Below are 15972 nucleotides of genomic sequence, written 5' to 3'. Positions count from 1 at the left end.
GGCGGGAATCCAGAATTGAGCGTCGAGCGCCGATCCCCGACTAACCAAAAACCCCACAAACTCACTCGTACCGCAACGCCTCAGCCGGCTGGATCTGCGCCGCGCGCCACGACGGATAAACCGTCGCCAGAAAGCTCAAAATAAACGCCGCACTGCAAATCAGCACCACGTCCAGACCTTGCAGTTCAGACGGCAAATTGCTCACGAAGTAGACGTCGGAGCTAAAAATCTGCTGCCCGCTGATGCGTTCGATCCAGCCCACCAGCGCGCTTACGTTCAACGCCGCCAACACGCCCAGCACGCCGCCGACCACGGTGCCGATCACGCCGATCACGGTGCCCTGCACCATAAACACGCCCATGATCTGCCCGGGCGTGGCGCCCAGGGTGCGCAGGATGGCGATGTCGCCGCCCTTGTCGGCCACCACCATGATCAACGTAGCGATGATGTTGAACGCCGCCACCGCGACGATCAGCAACAGCAGCAGGCCGATCATGGTTTTTTCCATTTTCATGGCGCTGAACAGGCTGCCTTGGGTCAGCGTCCAGTCGCTCGGACGGTAACCTTCGCCCAACTGCTGAGCCACCGCTGCCGACACTTGTGGCGCCTGGTAAAGATCTTTCAATGCCAGGCGCACGCTCTGCACCTGGCCGCTTTGCATACGCTGCAATTGGCTGGCGTCGGCGATGCTGATCAGCGCCATGGAGCCATCCAGCTCGGCGCCGACTTTGAATACGCCGACCACGTTCAGGCGCTGCATGCGCGGGGTAATACCGCCGGGCGCGGTGCTCAGTTCGGGGATGATCAGGGTCAGTTTGTCGCCCACGTTCAGGCGAAAACGCCGCGCCGTAATTTCCCCGATCACCACGCCGAACTCACCGGGTTTCAGGTCGTTGAGGCTGCCCTGCACGATGTGCTGGCCGATGATCGACACCTTGGTTTCTTCCTTGGGGTCGATGCCGTTGATTTGCACCGGCTGCATCAACCCCTTGTACGAAAGCATGCCTTCGAGCTCGGCGAACGGCACGGCGGCGGTTACTTGCGGGTTTTTCAGGGCCTGGTCGGCGATCTGGCGCCAGTCTGAAATGGGCTGCACGCCAGCGATGGTGGCGTGGGGCACCATGCCGAGAATGCGCGAGCTCATTTCCTTCTGGAAGCCGTTCATTACCGACAGCACCACGATCATGGCCAGCACGCCGAGGGCCAGGCCGATCATGGAGGTCAGGGAAATAAACGAGATGAAGTGGTTACGGCGCTTGGCGCCGGTGTAACGCAGGCCGATGAATACACTGAGCGGGCGGAACATCAGGCGGCCACCAACTTGCCATCTTCCAGACGCCACACGCGGTCCATTTGCTGGGCCAGTTGCAGGTCGTGGGTGACCACCAGAAAGGCGGTTTTCGAGTCGCGGCTCAGTTCCAGCATCAGGTCTTGAATGCCTTGCGCGGTGTGGTGGTCGAGGTTGCCGGTGGGCTCGTCGAGCAGCACCAGGCCGGGGTTGTTGACCAGCGCGCGAGCAATGGCCACACGCTGACGTTCACCGCCCGACAGCTCCGCCGGTTTGTGCGCCAAGCGATGCCCCAGACCCACGCGTTCGAGCAATTTGGTCGCGCGTTGACGGGCTTCGGGAATCGCTACCTTGCCGATCAACAGCGGCATGCAGACGTTTTCCAGGGCGGTGAACTCGGGCAGCAAGTGGTGGAATTGGTACACGAAACCCAACGCGCGGTTGCGCAGCAGGCCACGGTTCTTTTCGCTCAGTGCCGACAATTCCTCGCCTGCCAACCAGACGCTGCCGGTGCTCGGTGTGTCCAGCCCGCCGAGCATGTTGAGCAAGGTGCTTTTGCCCGAGCCCGAGCTGCCGACAATCGCCACGCGCTCGCCGGGGTACAGCTCCAGTTGCAGGTCGGCGAGCACGGTGACCGATTGCGGACCCTCGTCGTAGCTTTTGCCCAGGTTGCGGCAGCTGAGAACGGCGTTGTTTTGCTTTGCTTGCATGGCGACATTACTCATAACGCAGGGCCTCCGCAGGCTGGGTGCGCGCCGCGCGCCAGGCCGGATAAAGAGTGGCGAGGAAACTCAGCACCAGGGCCGCGCCGCAGACCAGCAGCACGTCCTGGGCCATCAATTGCGAAGGCAGATAGTCAATGAAATACACGTCGGCATTGAGGAATTTGATTCCCAACAGGCGCTCGACGCCGGCAATCCAGCTGCTCACGTTCAGCGCCGCAACAATGCCCAGCAGCGCGCCGATCACGGTGCCGACCACGCCGATCACCGTGCCCTGCACCATGAAGATCATCATGATCTGCCGGGGCGTGGCGCCGAGTGTGCGCAGAATGGCGATGTCGCCTTTCTTGTCGGTGACCACCATCACCAGCGTGGAAATGATGTTGAACGCGGCCACCGCCACAATCAGCAGCAACAACAGGCCGATCATGGCTTTTTCCATGCGGATGGCCTGGTACAGATTGCCGTGGGTGCGGGTCCAGTCGCGGGCGTAGTAATCGCGGTCGCCCAACTGGCCGGCGATTTCCCACGCGGTGCGCGGCGCCTGGAACAGGTCGGCGAATTTCAGTCGCAAGCCTTGCACCTGGTCCGGCTTCCAACGGTGCAGGCGAGCGATGTCGTGAATGTTGGCCAGGGCCAGGAAACCGTCGATTTCCCCGGCGCCCACATGAAAGATGCCCGCCACGGTGAAGCGCTTGAGACGGGGGAACATGCCGGCCGGGGTCACGGTGACTTCCGGGGCCACGAAGGTCACTTTGTCGCCGACTTTCACGCCCAATTTGGCGGCGGCCTTGTCGCCGATGATCAGTGCGAACTCGCCGGTCTTCAGGGTGTCGAGGCTGCCCTCTTTGAAGAACTTGTCGATGATCGAGACCTTGCTCTCTTCCACCGGGTCGATGGCGTTGATCAACACCTTCTGCACCTTGCCTTCGTGGGTCAGCAGGCCTTGCATCTGGGTGAACGGTGCAACGGCGACCACCTGCTTGTGCTGCAGCACTTTGTCGGCCATGGCGGGCCAATCACTGATGGGCTCCGGCGACTCGACCGTGGCGTGGGGCACCATGCCCAGCACGCGGGTGCGCATTTCATAGTCGAAACCGTTCATGACCGAGAGCACCACAATCATCACCACCACGCCCAGGGCGAGGCCGATCATCGAGGTTAGCGAGATGAACGAAACAAAATGATTTCGGCGTTTGGCACGGGTGTAACGTGCGCCGATAAAAACGGACAGCGGTCTGAACATAGAAAATGAGGTTTCGCTGCGAAGGAAGGGGCATCCTGCTGTACAAAATCCAACAGTGGCGAGGCTCGGCTAGCGGCCTTACACTTTGGGCACACTGCGCTGAGCTCAGGCTCAGACAACCACCGCTGCCATGGGTTCGCCATGACGTCTAACGATGAAAGTGACCGCCGCGAATACTATCGCATCGCCGATACGATCGCACTGGAATTCAGCCTGCTGTCCGGCGCCGAAGCGGTGGCCAGCGAGGCCCTGCACGACGACTCGCCGCTGTTCAATCTGCTCAGCGATTTGCACCTTTCCGACTTCGAATCCCAGCACTTGCTGCGCCATATTGGCGAGCGTGATCGCACCCTTGCCAGCTACCTGAAGGTGGTCAACAAGCGTATCGATCTGCTCGGCCAAGCCCTGGCGCAGAACCTGGTGCGTGAAGTGGGCGCGCCGAAACGGGTGACGTTGTCGGAGGGCGGCGTGAGCTTCGAGCATGGCCAGCCCGTACCCGCCGGTAGCCACTTGGCGGTGAAAATGGTGCTGATGCCGCAAGCCCTCGGACTGCTGTTGCGGGCGCAGGTGGTGCATTGCCGACAGCAGCCCAACGGCCAATACGAAATCGGCACCGAGTTCGAAGCGCTAACCGACGCACAACGGCAATTACTGGCCCGGCATATTCTGCAAAAGCAGGCGATGGAACGTCGCCAAGCCCGCGAAACGCCCCTCAGCTAACGGCCGCACGAGAGAAAAACCATGCCCCGCCCCGCTCTTCTTTTCAGCCTGCTACTCGGTGCGCTGCCCTTGGCCGCGCAGGCCGACACCCTGGAAATTCCCATCGGCGAGCAAGGTGCCAGCAACACGCCCCTGCCCGTTCGCGGCCAATTGCAGCGCAGCGTGCTCGACCAGTTCGGGTTGCCGGATGAAGAACACAAACCGGTCGGCAACCCGCCGATCACGCGCTGGGACTACCGCGACTTCAGCGTTTATTTCGAAAACACCCATGTAGTCGACAGCGTGCGTCACCATGAGCCGCGCGCGGCCCAGCCGGCACCGGCGTCCAACTAAGCATTCATCAGCAAGGAGCAACCGTGACCCTGATCTACGGCCACCGCGGCGCCAAGGGCGAAGCACCGGAAAACACCCTGGCCAGTTTCCAGCAGTGCCTCAAACACGGCGTGCGCCGCTGCGAACTCGACCTGCACCTGTCTCGCGACGGCGAGCTGATGGTGATTCACGACCCGACGCTGAAACGCACCACTGGCCATCGCGGCAAAGTGGTGGAACACGACGCCGCCGAGCTGGTGACCTACGACGCCCGCAAAGGCGGCCCCGGCTGGGTGCAACCCACGCCGATTCCGCGCCTGGCCGAGTTGTTCGAGCAGTGCGACTTTGAGCATTGGCAACTGGAAGTGAAAAGCGCCTCGCGCGTGCGGGCAGCGCGCACTGTGCTGGCGATTCGTGAGTTGGCGCAGCAGTACAACCTGCTGGACAAGGTCACGGTCACCTCAAGTTCGCGGGAAGTGTTGCGTGCGCTGGTGCGCCTGACGCCGGATTTGGCGCGCGGCCTGGTGGCCGAATACGCCTGGCTCGATCCACTGAAAGTGGCGCAGAACTATGGCTGTTCCCTGCTGGCGTTGAACTGGACGCTGTGCACGCCGGAGCGCCTGATCAAAGCGCAGAAACAAGGGCTGCATGTGTCGGTGTGGACGGTCAACGAACCGGCACTGATGCGCCGGCTCGCTGATTTCGGGGTGGACAGCCTGATTACAGACTTTCCCGGTTTGGCCAGCGCCACTCTCGCGAATCGCTGACCCCGAAACAGTCCTGCTCCCCGACCGGCTCAGGCCACCGGTCGGTGCCGCTCAAAAAAGCCGGTTGAGGCCGTCGAACGCCGCCACCCGATACGCCTCGGCCATGGTCGGGTAGTTGAAGGTGGTGTTGACGAAATACTTGATGGTATTGGCCTCACCCTGCTGGTTCATGATCGCCTGGCCGATGTGCACAATCTCGGAGGCCTGATAGCCGAAGCAGTGCACGCCAAGAATCTGCAAGGTTTCGCGGTGGAACAAAAGCTTGAGCATGCCCACCGGCTCGATGGCGATTTGCGCGCGCGCCATGCCTTTGAAAAACGCCTTGCCCACTTCATACGGAATTTTTGCCGCCGTCAGTTCCTGCTCGGTTTTACCGATGGAGCTGATTTCCGGAATCGTATAAATGCCGGTGGGTACGTCATCGACAAAGCGCCAGCTGCCGTTCTCGATAATGCTGCCCGCCGCCGAACGACCCTGGTCGAACGCCGCACTCGCCAGGCTCGGCCAACCGATCACGTCACCGGCTGCATAAATGTTCGACACGCTGGTGCGGTAGTGCTCGTTCACTTCCACCTGGCCACGGCTGTTGACCTTGATGCCGATATTTTCCAGGCCGAGTTTGTCGGTGTTGCCGGTACGGCCGTTGCACCAGAGCAAGGCGTCGGCCTTGATCTTCTTGCCGGATTTGAGGTGCAGCACCACGCCGTTGTCCATGCCCTCGATGCGCTCGTATTCCTCGTTGTGACGCACCAGCACGTTGTTGTTGCGCAGGTGGTAGCTCAAGGCATCGGAGATTTCGCCGTCGAGGAAACTGAGCAGTTGGTCGCGGTTGTCGATCAGGTCGACCAACACGCCCAGGCCGCTGAAAATCGAAGCGTATTCACAGCCGATCACGCCGGCGCCGTAAATGATCAAGCGGCGCGGGGTGTGGCTCAGGGTGAGGATGGTGTCGCTGTCGTAAACGCGCTCGTGGTGGAAGTCGATATCCGCCGGGCGATACGGACGCGAGCCGGTGGCGATGATGATTTGCGCGGCCACCAGTTTTTCCACCACGCCGTTGGGGCACACCACTTCAATGGTTTGCTCATCGGAGAAACTGCCGGTGCCGTAGAACAGGTCGACACGGTTACGCGCGTAGTAACTGGTGTGCGAAGTGACCTGTTTGGAAATCACCCGCTCGGCGCTTTTCAGCACATCGGGAAAGGAGAACCAACGCGGCTCGCCAATCTGGCGAAACATCGGGTTGGTGTTGAACTGCATGATCTGCCGAACCGAGTGACGCAGGGCCTTGGACGGGATGGTGCCCAGGTGCAGGCAGTTGCCGCCCACCTCGCGACGGTTGTCGACCACGGCCACTTTTTTCCCGGCCTTGGCGGCGTTCATCGCTGCGCCTTCCCCTGCCGGGCCCGAACCCAATACCACCACGTCGTAGTTGTAGACCGCCATGTTCACTCCTCTGGTACAGACCAGGACGCCTGTGCGTCCGTGGCAACACCGCGACCGCCTCGTTACGTGGACCTCGTAACGCGACTCGCGACAACTCGAAATAGGTGCGCAGCTTAACTGCGGCTTTGCGTTGCGCACATTAGCGATTGGTCGCGCGGTAGGCGAGCATTGTCTGCACTACATGGCGCGATACAGCCTACGGCGTCGCAGGAACATCAAATTCGCGGCTGAAGGCGCTGCTCGCCTGGCTGACAAAACCGCTCGCCGTGCGGCTGACAAACAGCGCCGCAATGCCATGCTGCTGCGCAAACGCCATGCCGCGCTCCGGCCCCAACACCATCAGTAAAGTCGATAGACCGTCGGCGCGCAGGGTCGAGTGATCGAGCACCGTCACTTCTGCCAACCGATGGGTAATGGGCGCGCCGGTTTGCGGGTCCAGCGTGTGGGAATAACGCTGGCCGTCACGCTCGAAATAGGTGTGGTAATCGCCCGACGTGGACACGCCCCAACCGTCCAGCGCCAACACGCGCTCGGGCACCTGCACGTCTTCACGCGGCGCTTCGATGGCCACCTTCCACGCCTCGCCATCCGGCTTGCGCCCCGCCGCTTTCAACTCGCCCGTGACATTGAGCAGGTAACTGTCGATACCCAGCGAGCGCAGGTGCTCGGCGATACGATCGACCGTGTAGCCGGCGACGATGCTGTTGAGGTCCAGTTGCACGGCGAGGTCTTTGCACAGCTGGTGCCCGTCGATGCGCAGATGGCTTTGCCCCACGAGCGTCTTCGCCTCGGCAATCTGCGGCGCCGACGGCACCTCGTGGCTGCGCGACTGCGGCCCGAACCCCCACAGGTTCATCAGCGGTTCAACGGTGATATCGAAGGCGCCGCTGCTGTCTTTCCACAGCGAATCGGCAAAGCGCACCAGGGCCAACACCGACTCGGGCACCGCCGCGCAACTGCCGGCGGGCAAGGCATTGAAGCGCGACACCACGGAGTCTGCGCGCCAGGTTGAAAACTGCTGATCGACCTCCGCCAACAACCCCTCCACCTGCGCCTGCACAACCGCCGCGGCGGGCGTGTTCTCGCCCGGCACATACTTCACCGTGTAATGACTGCCCATAGTCGGGCCGCCAAACTCGGACACCTGCGGCCCGCAGCCCAGCAAACAAACGCACAGCACTAGCGGCAACAGATGACGAAACACGGCAGCGCTCGGCAAGCAAACAAGAAGGCGCAAGGATAGCCGCTCGACAGCCGCCACCGCGACCAACAGCCGTCGCGTTTGGCAACAGAAACCGGCGCGCAACTGTCATCCACAAACCCGTATGCTGGCACCGCCTCTGCCATCACGAGCTTTGTCATGCGCCTGACCGCCACCCTGCTACTTCTGCTCACCAGCACCTTGCTGTGGGCCAGCGAACCGCTGCAACAAGCCGCCTTCCCCAACGAACGGCAAAGCCTGCAACGCCAGAGCCAGGGCGTACTCAATTATTTGTGGGTGGACGTATACGCCGCCGCTTTTTACACCGAGCCGGGCGTAACCCCGAGTGAGGCCGTCACGCAAATGCGCAACCAGCGCCTGGAGCTTTATTACCTGCGCGCCATCGACCGCGACGACGTGATCAAAGCCGCCTGGGCCACCATCGAACGCCAGCAGCCAGCCGAGCGCCTGCAAGCACTGCGCGCCGACATCGAACCGCTGCAAGCCACCTTCAAAGACATCAACCCCGGCGACCGCTACGCCCTCACCTACACCGCCGAAGAAGGTCTGGTACTGGAGCTCAACGGCCAGAAGGTCTACCGCAACGGCGACAAAGAATTTGCCCGGGCGTACCTGGGCTTGTGGGTGGCCAAAGACGGGCTGTCGGAAGAATTGCGCACGCAACTAATGACCCCGCAGTAAGCGCAAACCCCAGCGCTGAACCGCGCAACAGCACAGCCCTTCAATCCAGCCCCCTGTCCTTGCCCGGATACTCCAGCTTTACCACTGGAGTTCCGCCATGCGGTTTACCCTGCTGTTCTGCACACCGCTACTGGCCACCACCTGGGCCGCCGCCGCACAGGCCGACGTTTCGCCGTTGCTGAACGACGCCACGCTCAACCTGCTCAGCCGCAACTTTTTCCTCAACAACGACACCCGCACCGGCCACAGCGGTAACAGCTACAACCGCGAGTGGGCGCAAGGGTTTATCGGGCGTTTCGAATCGGGCTACACCACCGGCACAGTGGGCGTTGGCGTAGACGCCCATGGCTTTGTCGGCGTGCGCCTGGACAGCGGCGGCGGTCGCGCCGGCACCGGCTTGCTGCCAGTCGGCGATTCCGGCGAAGCCGCCGACAACTACTCCAGCGCCGGTGGCGCGCTCAAACTGCGCCTGGGCGACACCCGTTTGAAACTGGGCGAAATGGAAGTGGAAACCCCGGTATTCGACACCGCCGACAAACGCCTGCAACCCGAATACGCCACCGGTGCCCTGCTCCAAGGCCAAGCCGGCGCGCGCTTGAGCTGGACCGCCGGCCACTTCAACGCCTTTAAGAACCAGGACGAAAGCAGCTCGCGCAGCGACTTCGACGGCTATGGCGCCAGCACCCGCCACCAGAGCATCACCCTGCTCGGCCTGCAAAGCATCGGCGACGACACCTGGGGCGGCGCCGTGTACGCCAGCGAACTCAGCGACACCTGGCGCCAGTACTACGGCAACCTGCACCTCAAACAAACCCTGAGCGCCAGCAGCCGCCTCAACTGGGACGCCAATGTTTATCGCACCCTCGGCACCGGCGCCGAACGGGCCGGCGCCATCAACACCACCGCCGCCAGCCTGCTGGGCAAACTCAGCATCGGCGAACAAGCCTTCAGCCTCGGCTACCAGAAAATCAGCGGCGACACCCCGTTCGACTTCGTGGGCGGCGACTCCATCTACCTCGCCAACTCCATCAAATACGCCGACTTCAACGGCGCCAACGAACAGTCCTGGCAACTGCGCTACGACCTCGACCTCAGCCAATTGCTGACGCCCGGCCTCACCTTCATGACCCGCTACGTACGCGGCAGCAACATCGACGGCACCCACGCCCCCCAAGGCGGCGCCTACAACCCCTACGATGCCGACCTCGCCGCCTACGCCCCCAACCAGGGCGACGGCGGCAAACATTGGGAACGCGACATCGAAGGCAAATACCGCGTGCAATCCGGCGCCGCCAAAGACCTGGCCCTGAGCGTTTCCTACGTCACTCATCGCGGCAACGACGCCCAAGCCGGGCGCGATATCGACCGGCTGTACGTGGTCATCGAATACCCGCTGGACGTACTGAGCGGCCGCTAATACGACCCGCTGTTCGACTGCAACTGACGGAAAATGACCTCGCCACTGTCGAGGATTTCAATCCGCGAATTGATCCGAACAAACGTCGCCTGGCCCTCGAACGACTTGGCGTCGCTCCACCGAACCACATACCGCTGCCCCGCCTTGAACACCACGCCGTCCGCCTCGAAACCACAGCGCTCACTGCCCGGCCCAATGGCGTTTTTCGACAGCCAGCACCACTGCAACGAATGCTTGCCCGGCGAAACCTTCAGCGCCTGAAAACCTTTAGCCGCAGGGCTGACCGCAGCAGCGGGCAGCAACTGGCCGTCGAGGTGCGTGGCGATTAACAAGCGATGCACCGAGAGGCCGGCTTCACGGGTTGTGTAGGTGTCGAAATAGATGATTGGGGAAGCCGCAGCGCCGCGAGACAGGTCGTACGGCTGCATCGCGTCAGGCGTTAAGTTGGCTTGGTAGTCGCTGTAATTGAAGCTCGAGCAGCTTGCGAGGCAAGCGCCTAATGCCAGGGAAATAACGAAGGAAACGTAGCTTTTCATGGAAGGCCTGATGGACGGACTTAAACGAAAGGGTGGTGGCGAGCTCAATAAAACCGCTCTTCCTCAGTGTGCTTCATCAGCTTTTTCAAACTCCAGAAGGAATACAGCACACAGAGCAACATCAACCCCAAGCAGGTAACAAAGATAGAAAAGCCAGTCGTGCCTCGCTCAAACACGGCCTCGATGGCGTCCGCATCATCAAACCACCGTGAGTACACAATCTGGACCGGCTGCCCCGGAGAATAAACCGCCGGGTGGTTAACGTCGTTCTGCGAATACCCGCTCTCAATCACGCGCCCATCGGCCGTAGTGAAACGATAGTGAACAAGGCGATAGTCGCGAAAAGTCGGATGCGGCTCGACAACCCCAACCACTCCCTGCGCAGTACCCTTCGCCAGCAACAACTTCAAATGCGGAATGCCGTCGCCTTTGGACATCAGCATCAGCAAGGCCAGCGGGATCAGCAGTAGGAGTGATACGAAAGAATGGGTGTAGAGGTGGTCTTTGGTGGCTTCGCGGGGGGAGTACATGGGAGTCCTGTGGGGAAACGTTAAAAAGAGATTATGAATACGGCGGAAAGTGATGTTGTAAGTATCGCTGGCAGAACTCAATAAGGTGGAACGATTTTCCTGGGCCATTATCCGAGCCGAAATTAGAGCAGCTTCATAAAGCTGTCCCTTTTTCTGCATCTAGCTCGTAAATTAGAGCTGCTTAATGAATCCTCCTCCTTTTTTTCAAGCATTTTTAAATTTTTAATTTAATACTCTTAGTTCAGTCAACTCACGAATATTCATACCCATGGTTTTTGCCCCTAGTGAGAGCTGCTCCTTTACAGTCATCGGAACAGCAATATCAAACTCGACTAACTGAATGCATAACACTTCTAGAGCCACCCCTGATTCGCCAGAGGATAGCAATTCGCGAACATTCGTTTCAGTCTCATCGCCAAAACAGCCCGAGAGTTCTTCCAAAGCGGCTCGAATTAATCTCTCCGGATTACCCATGTCTTTTCCTTTCATTTGGGTATGCAGTAAGAAAAAGGGACAGTAAGAAAAAGAAGACGGATTTTCTTCTGGTCAGCAGTTCGTAAATTAGAGAGATTTAGCAGATCCACCCCCTCTTTCTCATTCCGGAATAAAAATTAGCATGCATTTACCATCTTTCTTCCCAACTAAACTTATTGGTCTGCTCCTAGACCCACCATCTAACGAGAGCTCAACCTTCAGATCTTTATCCTCAAAAGAATTGAGCTCGGCTATTAGATCCTTGATGGTTTTGCCTCGATGTTCCCATCCAATATGACGCTCACTCATTTTCTACTCACCTATGCGGGACAAAGGATACAGATTTATTAAACTACACCAATTTCGGCAGCCTTGGCCCTCGGCTTTCAACGCGATCCTGATAAATGTTCAATCTCATCAACAAACCGGTCGGCTCCTTTTTAACTGCGCGCCGTTGGATGCTCTGTCTATGTAGCTCGTAAACTAGAGCTGTTTAATAAATCCGCCGCCTTTTTCCCTTTTCTATTTTCGCTCCGTTATTGGCCACCAAAATAAACACCTACCCCCTTTATTTCTAACTTAATGTTGAGCATGCCAGTTCGAGCGCTTCGCCATCCCAAGAAACACGTTCGATCTTACCTGGCAACAACATGCCAACTTGTTTAAGAAATTCCACGATCTTTAATCCACCTGTTCCAAAAAACCAGAACTGTTTAAAAAATCCGCCCCCTTTTCTGCATTTTTATTTATTTACTTCCTTGATATATGAACGAAACATCCCGCCGCCCTCATCTATATGTAGTCGGCCACACTTAGGGCAAATATAAACCACAGAAGAACCTTCGGAGATCTTTTCGTAAAATCGTTCTTCGGATAATGCGCCGGCTGCGAGTAGAACACCTAATTCATCGATTCTCTTCTCGGGAACCAGACTAAATTCTGCGGCTCCGGTTTCACCGGATAAGTTTATTACACACCCACATACACATCCAAATTTTGGCATATCTGCTGCCCCTATGGTCGGTTATAACGGACTACTGACCCATCGGCCTTTTGAAAAAAATCGTTTCAATGGCGGTTGCGATCTGAAAAAAGGGGACAGATTAATTAAACTACTCTAATTTCGGCCGCCCCGGCCCTTTCAACGTAGCCCTCTTGAATATTCAATCTCATCAACAAACCGATCGGCTCCTTCTAACCGCCCGCGTTGATGCTGGGCCTATGTAGCTCGTAAATCGGAGCTGTTTAATAAATCTGCCCCCTTTTTCCCTTTTTTTGAGCCCCTTTCTTTACTTATTTTTCTTTACGCAACCTTTCCGCCAATACGCAGTACGGGACATCAACACCGTCGACATCAACTAACAAAGAAGGCCACCTTTTTCCGAATTCAGAAGCGACTTGCAAGCATAAATCGCGCGCTTTGGGCGCGTGATCTAGTCGCATTTCTATTATCGCTTTAGGCGCTCCTCTTAAATACGCCTCCCAATCTAACAAATTTTCCTCATAAAAATCTCGAAATTCATCTTCATATATTAATCCAACCCAAACGGTCGATTCATCACATGCGACCGAACCGCGAAATGGACGAATTAAATCACCGCCCAGAGAATTAATTAGTGAATGAAACTCCTCTTCTGTAACTTCATGAGAGGAAACGATCATTGCTGAGTCACTCATTACAACCCCCCTCTGCTTTTCCCGTAAGCCATAAGTTCTTCCATGCTACTCACAATTTTTATACCAGCATTTCCGTAAGCCCTTATTTGCTGTGCACTAGTTACATTTGGCGCAAATAAAACAACTTCCTCCCTTCTGGATTAAGCAACTTGTTGTTTTGCAGCTTTTTTCAAGAAAAAGGGACAGATTTATTAAACCACTCTAATTTCGGCCGCCCCGGCCCTCGCCTTTCAACTCGCAGCCCTGATGGATGTTCAATTTCATGAACAAACCGATCAGTTCCTGTAAACTGCCCGTGCTGGATACTGGGTCCATCTAGCTCTTAAATTACAGCTGTTTAATAGATCCCCCATTTCTCATCCATAATATTTTAGAAACTCCTTCGCCATCAGACCTTCCGAATTCGTCCCTTTGGCCAAACTCAAAAAATCGTCAAAGGAAATGAATTCTTGATTTAAGTATTTACAAAACCCTGATTCTGAGGCGGCCTCTTTGACCGCGATAACACCAAACTCCTCAAACGCACTTTCAAACGCAACCCAATCGAAGCTTCGATTAAATAGCACGATAGGATATCCGACCTTCCCACAAAAAAAATCAAGGGAATTTCTGGACAGCCACTCGATTTTCGCGTCAGATTTCTCCCGATCCACGCAATAAAGCAAGTTTTCAGCAATCTCGCTGCCCGAAAACTTCACTAATAGATCGGTTTCATAATCGATGTGGCTTCGTAAAGCGAGGCCCTGAACGAGATCCGTATAGCCAAAAAGTGGCCTCTCGAAGAACCAAAACTTATACGTTTCTCCTTTGAAAAGGTTTAGAGGTAAATCTTTTTTAAAATCAACTATGGTCGAAAGCTTATTAATCAGATAGGTCGTTTCCGCCAAGCCAATTTGGGTAGCAGACATTTCATTCTCCAGAAAATCTGATTTTACTGATGGCTCGTTTATTCAATCTCATCAACAAACCGATCGGTTCCTTCTAACCGCCCGCGTTGATGCTAGGTCTATGTAGCTCGTAAATTAGAGCTGTTTAATAAATCCGCCCCCTTTTCTTCACTATATATTTTTACTTTTTCATAAGAAAAGAATTAAAGGAGAGCAATATATTTTGGTCAACATCTTTGTATTCTTCATCTAGTTGCGATCCTACATAAAATCCCTTTCTTTCACAAAGCACTGCATATACGGAGCCAGACGGATTACCGCTAAAAACATCAAGGGAAGGACTACTAATTTCACTCCCACACCACGACAGCGTGGCGTCGCGATTCAAGAACCACCTTAGCGAGCTGTTTATATAATTGGTCCAATCGGCAGGAACCGGCCAATCGTTGACCTTTACATCGATGGATAAACTGCAGTTTGTCAGGGACTGCCAGCGCCGCGCTTTCGCCTCCGCGCGCCCACACCAAATATCAATAAAACTTTGTATATCTATAGACTCGGGAACCGCACCAGACCAGTACGCATAAAAAACCAGCCCGTTTACTTCGTCCTGGTATACCTGCCCGCTCTCCGGGTCTGAGAACGACCAAAAAATACCCAAGCTATCGATAGTTTTCATAGTCCAAAATTCTTCATTTGTTGACTAGACGGTTTGATGGCGGTAACGACGTATCAGCAGAAAAGGGGGGTGGTTCAGATTTATTAAAATACTCTAATTTCGGCCGCCCCGGCCCTTTCAACGTAGCCCTCTTGGATATTCAATCTCATCAACAAACCGATCGGTTCCTTCTAACCGCCCGCGTTGATGCTGGATCTATGTAGCTCGTAAATTACAGCTGTTTAATAAATCTGTCCCGTTTTTCAAATACCATCATGGATATATGCCAGCGCATTCTAATTCAGAAAACACAAAATCCATTCCGGCTCGCATAATGTCAGTATCCTTCCTGATTACCACGTCGTGGCTTGAAGATAGATTCAGGACAAAAGTATAGATGTCCGCCACTCTCTCACCATCTACTTTTAATAAAAAAAATCCTCTGTATTTCGTGGCTACCAGTTCTAATACCTGCATAAATTCTTCCAGGCTAACACTACTCATGCTTGGAAAACCAAATCGTGCTGCGTACTTATCTGAAAACTCACTCACAGACATTAATTCAACCCTCTTAGTGCTTGTGAGATATCTTGAACATTTTTCAATTCGCCTGTTGCGACTCTATCTATAACGTTCCATATCAATCTTTTTGGAGGACCATGGACTCCGTTCTTCATTATTAGTTGGTCAACAACTTCAACAGCAGTTCGTTTATTCCCATTATGAAATAGATGCCCCTCAGCAATTTCCGGATCATAGCACTGGCCTTATTGTAAAAGCCACTATAGTTGGCAGCATTTGCGATAGCTGTATCTACCTATCGAAACGAAACCGAACAATGTAGCTCGTAAATTAGAGCTGCTTAATGTCCCCTTTTCTGCTTTTCTATTTCTCCCAGTCGCCCTTCGTGATGGGGTTTTAAGTATTTTAAAGCAAATATTTACCTCTTAAAAACTTAATAATGTTATGCATGGCAATTAGTGGTGGCAAACCATCTTGGGAATATATGCTGCAAGAAGCCATATCCTCCGGATAGTCGAAATCTGCGTAGACTTCCTGAAGCCGGCTTATTTTCTCATCATCGGTATCGTTTGAGGCTTCGATACATGATAAAAAAGCCAATCGCCATTTATCCAAATCAGCAACACTATCCGGCCTTTCTGTTTGCTTGAGCATCAAGCCGAGCAGTTCCTCGTCGCTCAGATATTCTCCGCCCGCAATAACAGAAACATCGCCACTGTTCGCGTCTTCGCCGCTCATAAGCAGACTGATAGCATAGTCAAAAACGTCCCCCCTTTTTACCCATCCCCTCCTAAATCCCAGAACAATCGTCGACCAACACATCAAACCTAATCCAATCAGTATCTTGAACGGAGACATTTTTTCCTC

At 55.6% G+C, this 15972-nt stretch carries 17 protein-coding genes; 5 read left to right on the top strand and 12 right to left on the bottom strand.

Annotated features, from left to right (window positions below; genetic code table 11):
* Positions 1-61: 61 nt before the first annotated feature.
* The 3 genes from ACZZ0Q_RS09350 to ACZZ0Q_RS09340 are packed head-to-tail and all read right to left on the bottom strand — an operon-like array spanning position 62 to position 3256.
* Complete coding sequence (locus ACZZ0Q_RS09350; RefSeq protein ID WP_463539218.1) at positions 62-1306, bottom strand: lipoprotein-releasing ABC transporter permease subunit; 1245 nt, start codon at positions 1304-1306, stop codon at positions 62-64.
* Positions 1306-1998, bottom strand: a complete 693-nt coding sequence (gene lolD / locus ACZZ0Q_RS09345; RefSeq protein ID WP_463539219.1) for a lipoprotein-releasing ABC transporter ATP-binding protein LolD — start codon at positions 1996-1998, stop codon at positions 1306-1308. The genes ACZZ0Q_RS09350 and lolD overlap by 1 nt, the downstream gene beginning before the upstream one ends.
* A gap of 7 nt (positions 1999-2005) precedes the next feature.
* Entirely contained in the window at positions 2006-3256 is a 1251-nt protein-coding gene (locus tag ACZZ0Q_RS09340; protein WP_463539220.1) for a lipoprotein-releasing ABC transporter permease subunit, read from the bottom strand.
* A 141-nt stretch (positions 3257-3397) separates the two neighbouring features.
* Here ACZZ0Q_RS09340 and ACZZ0Q_RS09335 point away from each other — a divergent pair, with 141 nt between their 5' ends.
* From ACZZ0Q_RS09335 to ACZZ0Q_RS09325, 3 genes are read left to right on the top strand one after another with little or no spacing between them, the layout of a single operon-like run.
* Positions 3398-3976, top strand: coding sequence for a PilZ domain-containing protein (locus ACZZ0Q_RS09335; RefSeq protein ID WP_463539221.1), 579 nt, complete (start codon positions 3398-3400; stop codon positions 3974-3976).
* 21 nt (positions 3977-3997) lie between these two features.
* The gene (locus tag ACZZ0Q_RS09330; RefSeq protein ID WP_463539222.1) at positions 3998-4309 is read left to right on the top strand and encodes a phosphodiesterase; all 312 of its coding nucleotides are present in this window, start codon (positions 3998-4000) and stop codon (positions 4307-4309) included.
* A 23-nt stretch (positions 4310-4332) separates the two neighbouring features.
* Positions 4333-5055, top strand: coding sequence for a glycerophosphodiester phosphodiesterase (locus ACZZ0Q_RS09325; RefSeq protein ID WP_122450531.1), 723 nt, complete (start codon positions 4333-4335; stop codon positions 5053-5055).
* A 51-nt stretch (positions 5056-5106) separates the two neighbouring features.
* Here the strand turns inward: ACZZ0Q_RS09325 and sthA are convergent, their stop codons facing one another.
* Positions 5107-6501 (bottom strand): Si-specific NAD(P)(+) transhydrogenase, encoded by a 1395-nt coding sequence (gene sthA / locus ACZZ0Q_RS09320; RefSeq protein WP_122450530.1) that lies wholly within the window; start codon positions 6499-6501, stop codon positions 5107-5109.
* Positions 6502-6697: 196 nt separating this feature from the next.
* Entirely contained in the window at positions 6698-7705 is a 1008-nt protein-coding gene (locus tag ACZZ0Q_RS09315) for an FAD:protein FMN transferase (RefSeq protein ID WP_463539223.1), read from the bottom strand.
* A 156-nt stretch (positions 7706-7861) separates the two neighbouring features.
* On the opposite strand from ACZZ0Q_RS09315, the gene ACZZ0Q_RS09310 reads away from it, so the two are divergent.
* Together ACZZ0Q_RS09310 and ACZZ0Q_RS09305 are read left to right on the top strand one after the other, a co-directional pair.
* Positions 7862-8404: a chalcone isomerase family protein gene (locus tag ACZZ0Q_RS09310; protein WP_463539224.1), complete on the top strand. Its 543-nt coding sequence runs from the start codon at positions 7862-7864 to the stop codon at positions 8402-8404.
* Positions 8405-8501: 97 nt separating this feature from the next.
* Positions 8502-9821, top strand: a complete 1320-nt coding sequence (locus tag ACZZ0Q_RS09305; RefSeq protein ID WP_463539225.1) for an OprD family porin — start codon at positions 8502-8504, stop codon at positions 9819-9821.
* On the opposite strand, the gene ACZZ0Q_RS09300 is transcribed toward ACZZ0Q_RS09305, so the two are convergent.
* The 7 genes from ACZZ0Q_RS09300 to ACZZ0Q_RS09270 form a co-directional block, all read right to left on the bottom strand.
* Positions 9818-10357, bottom strand: coding sequence for a hypothetical protein (locus tag ACZZ0Q_RS09300; RefSeq protein ID WP_463539226.1), 540 nt, complete (start codon positions 10355-10357; stop codon positions 9818-9820). The two genes, ACZZ0Q_RS09305 and ACZZ0Q_RS09300, sit on opposite strands and share 4 nt — an antisense overlap.
* Before the next feature lie 44 nt (positions 10358-10401).
* Positions 10402-10995: a hypothetical protein gene (locus tag ACZZ0Q_RS09295; protein WP_463560498.1), complete on the bottom strand. Its 594-nt coding sequence runs from the start codon at positions 10993-10995 to the stop codon at positions 10402-10404.
* Between the two features lie 114 nt (positions 10996-11109).
* Positions 11110-11376 (bottom strand): MafI family immunity protein, encoded by a 267-nt coding sequence (locus ACZZ0Q_RS09290; protein WP_463539228.1) that lies wholly within the window; start codon positions 11374-11376, stop codon positions 11110-11112.
* A 1278-nt stretch (positions 11377-12654) separates the two neighbouring features.
* On the bottom strand, positions 12655-13038 hold the full coding sequence (locus ACZZ0Q_RS09285) for a hypothetical protein (RefSeq protein ID WP_463539229.1): 384 nt from the start codon (positions 13036-13038) through the stop codon (positions 12655-12657).
* Between the two features lie 356 nt (positions 13039-13394).
* Entirely contained in the window at positions 13395-13946 is a 552-nt protein-coding gene (locus ACZZ0Q_RS09280; protein WP_463560496.1) for a hypothetical protein, read from the bottom strand.
* Between the two features lie 160 nt (positions 13947-14106).
* A complete protein-coding gene (locus ACZZ0Q_RS09275; protein WP_463539231.1) occupies positions 14107-14604 on the bottom strand; it encodes a hypothetical protein in 498 nt (165 codons plus the stop codon).
* A 906-nt stretch (positions 14605-15510) separates the two neighbouring features.
* The gene (locus tag ACZZ0Q_RS09270) at positions 15511-15963 is read right to left on the bottom strand and encodes a DUF2247 family protein (protein WP_463539232.1); all 453 of its coding nucleotides are present in this window, start codon (positions 15961-15963) and stop codon (positions 15511-15513) included.
* Between the last annotated feature and the right edge of the window lie 9 nt (positions 15964-15972).

The sequence above is a fragment of the Pseudomonas sp. AC070 genome (assembly GCF_979258635.1).
Note: the sequence above shows the minus strand (reverse complement) of the source record. Positions and strands in the feature narration are given on the sequence as shown.

Bases quoted from the DNA above. Each gene is read 5' to 3' on its own strand.
- ACZZ0Q_RS09350 (WP_463539218.1), bottom strand. From the start codon at position 1,306: ATGTTCCGCCCGCTCAGTGTATTCATCGGCCTGCGTTACACCGGCGCC.
- lolD (WP_463539219.1), bottom strand. From the start codon at position 1,998: ATGCAAGCAAAGCAAAACAACGCCGTTCTCAGCTGCCGCAACCTGGGC.
- ACZZ0Q_RS09340 (WP_463539220.1), bottom strand. From the start codon at position 3,256: ATGTTCAGACCGCTGTCCGTTTTTATCGGCGCACGTTACACCCGTGCC.
- ACZZ0Q_RS09335 (WP_463539221.1), top strand. From the start codon at position 3,398: ATGACGTCTAACGATGAAAGTGACCGCCGCGAATACTATCGCATCGCC.
- ACZZ0Q_RS09330 (WP_463539222.1), top strand. From the start codon at position 3,998: ATGCCCCGCCCCGCTCTTCTTTTCAGCCTGCTACTCGGTGCGCTGCCC.
- sthA (WP_122450530.1), bottom strand. From the start codon at position 6,501: ATGGCGGTCTACAACTACGACGTGGTGGTATTGGGTTCGGGCCCGGCA.
- ACZZ0Q_RS09310 (WP_463539224.1), top strand. From the start codon at position 7,862: ATGCGCCTGACCGCCACCCTGCTACTTCTGCTCACCAGCACCTTGCTG.
- ACZZ0Q_RS09305 (WP_463539225.1), top strand. From the start codon at position 8,502: ATGCGGTTTACCCTGCTGTTCTGCACACCGCTACTGGCCACCACCTGG.
- ACZZ0Q_RS09300 (WP_463539226.1), bottom strand. From the start codon at position 10,357: ATGAAAAGCTACGTTTCCTTCGTTATTTCCCTGGCATTAGGCGCTTGC.
- ACZZ0Q_RS09295 (WP_463560498.1), bottom strand. From the start codon at position 10,995: ATGGCCCAGGAAAATCGTTCCACCTTATTGAGTTCTGCCAGCGATACT.
- ACZZ0Q_RS09290 (WP_463539228.1), bottom strand. From the start codon at position 11,376: ATGAAAGGAAAAGACATGGGTAATCCGGAGAGATTAATTCGAGCCGCT.
- ACZZ0Q_RS09285 (WP_463539229.1), bottom strand. From the start codon at position 13,038: ATGAGTGACTCAGCAATGATCGTTTCCTCTCATGAAGTTACAGAAGAG.
- ACZZ0Q_RS09280 (WP_463560496.1), bottom strand. From the start codon at position 13,946: ATGTCTGCTACCCAAATTGGCTTGGCGGAAACGACCTATCTGATTAAT.
- ACZZ0Q_RS09275 (WP_463539231.1), bottom strand. From the start codon at position 14,604: ATGAAAACTATCGATAGCTTGGGTATTTTTTGGTCGTTCTCAGACCCG.
- ACZZ0Q_RS09270 (WP_463539232.1), bottom strand. From the start codon at position 15,963: ATGTCTCCGTTCAAGATACTGATTGGATTAGGTTTGATGTGTTGGTCG.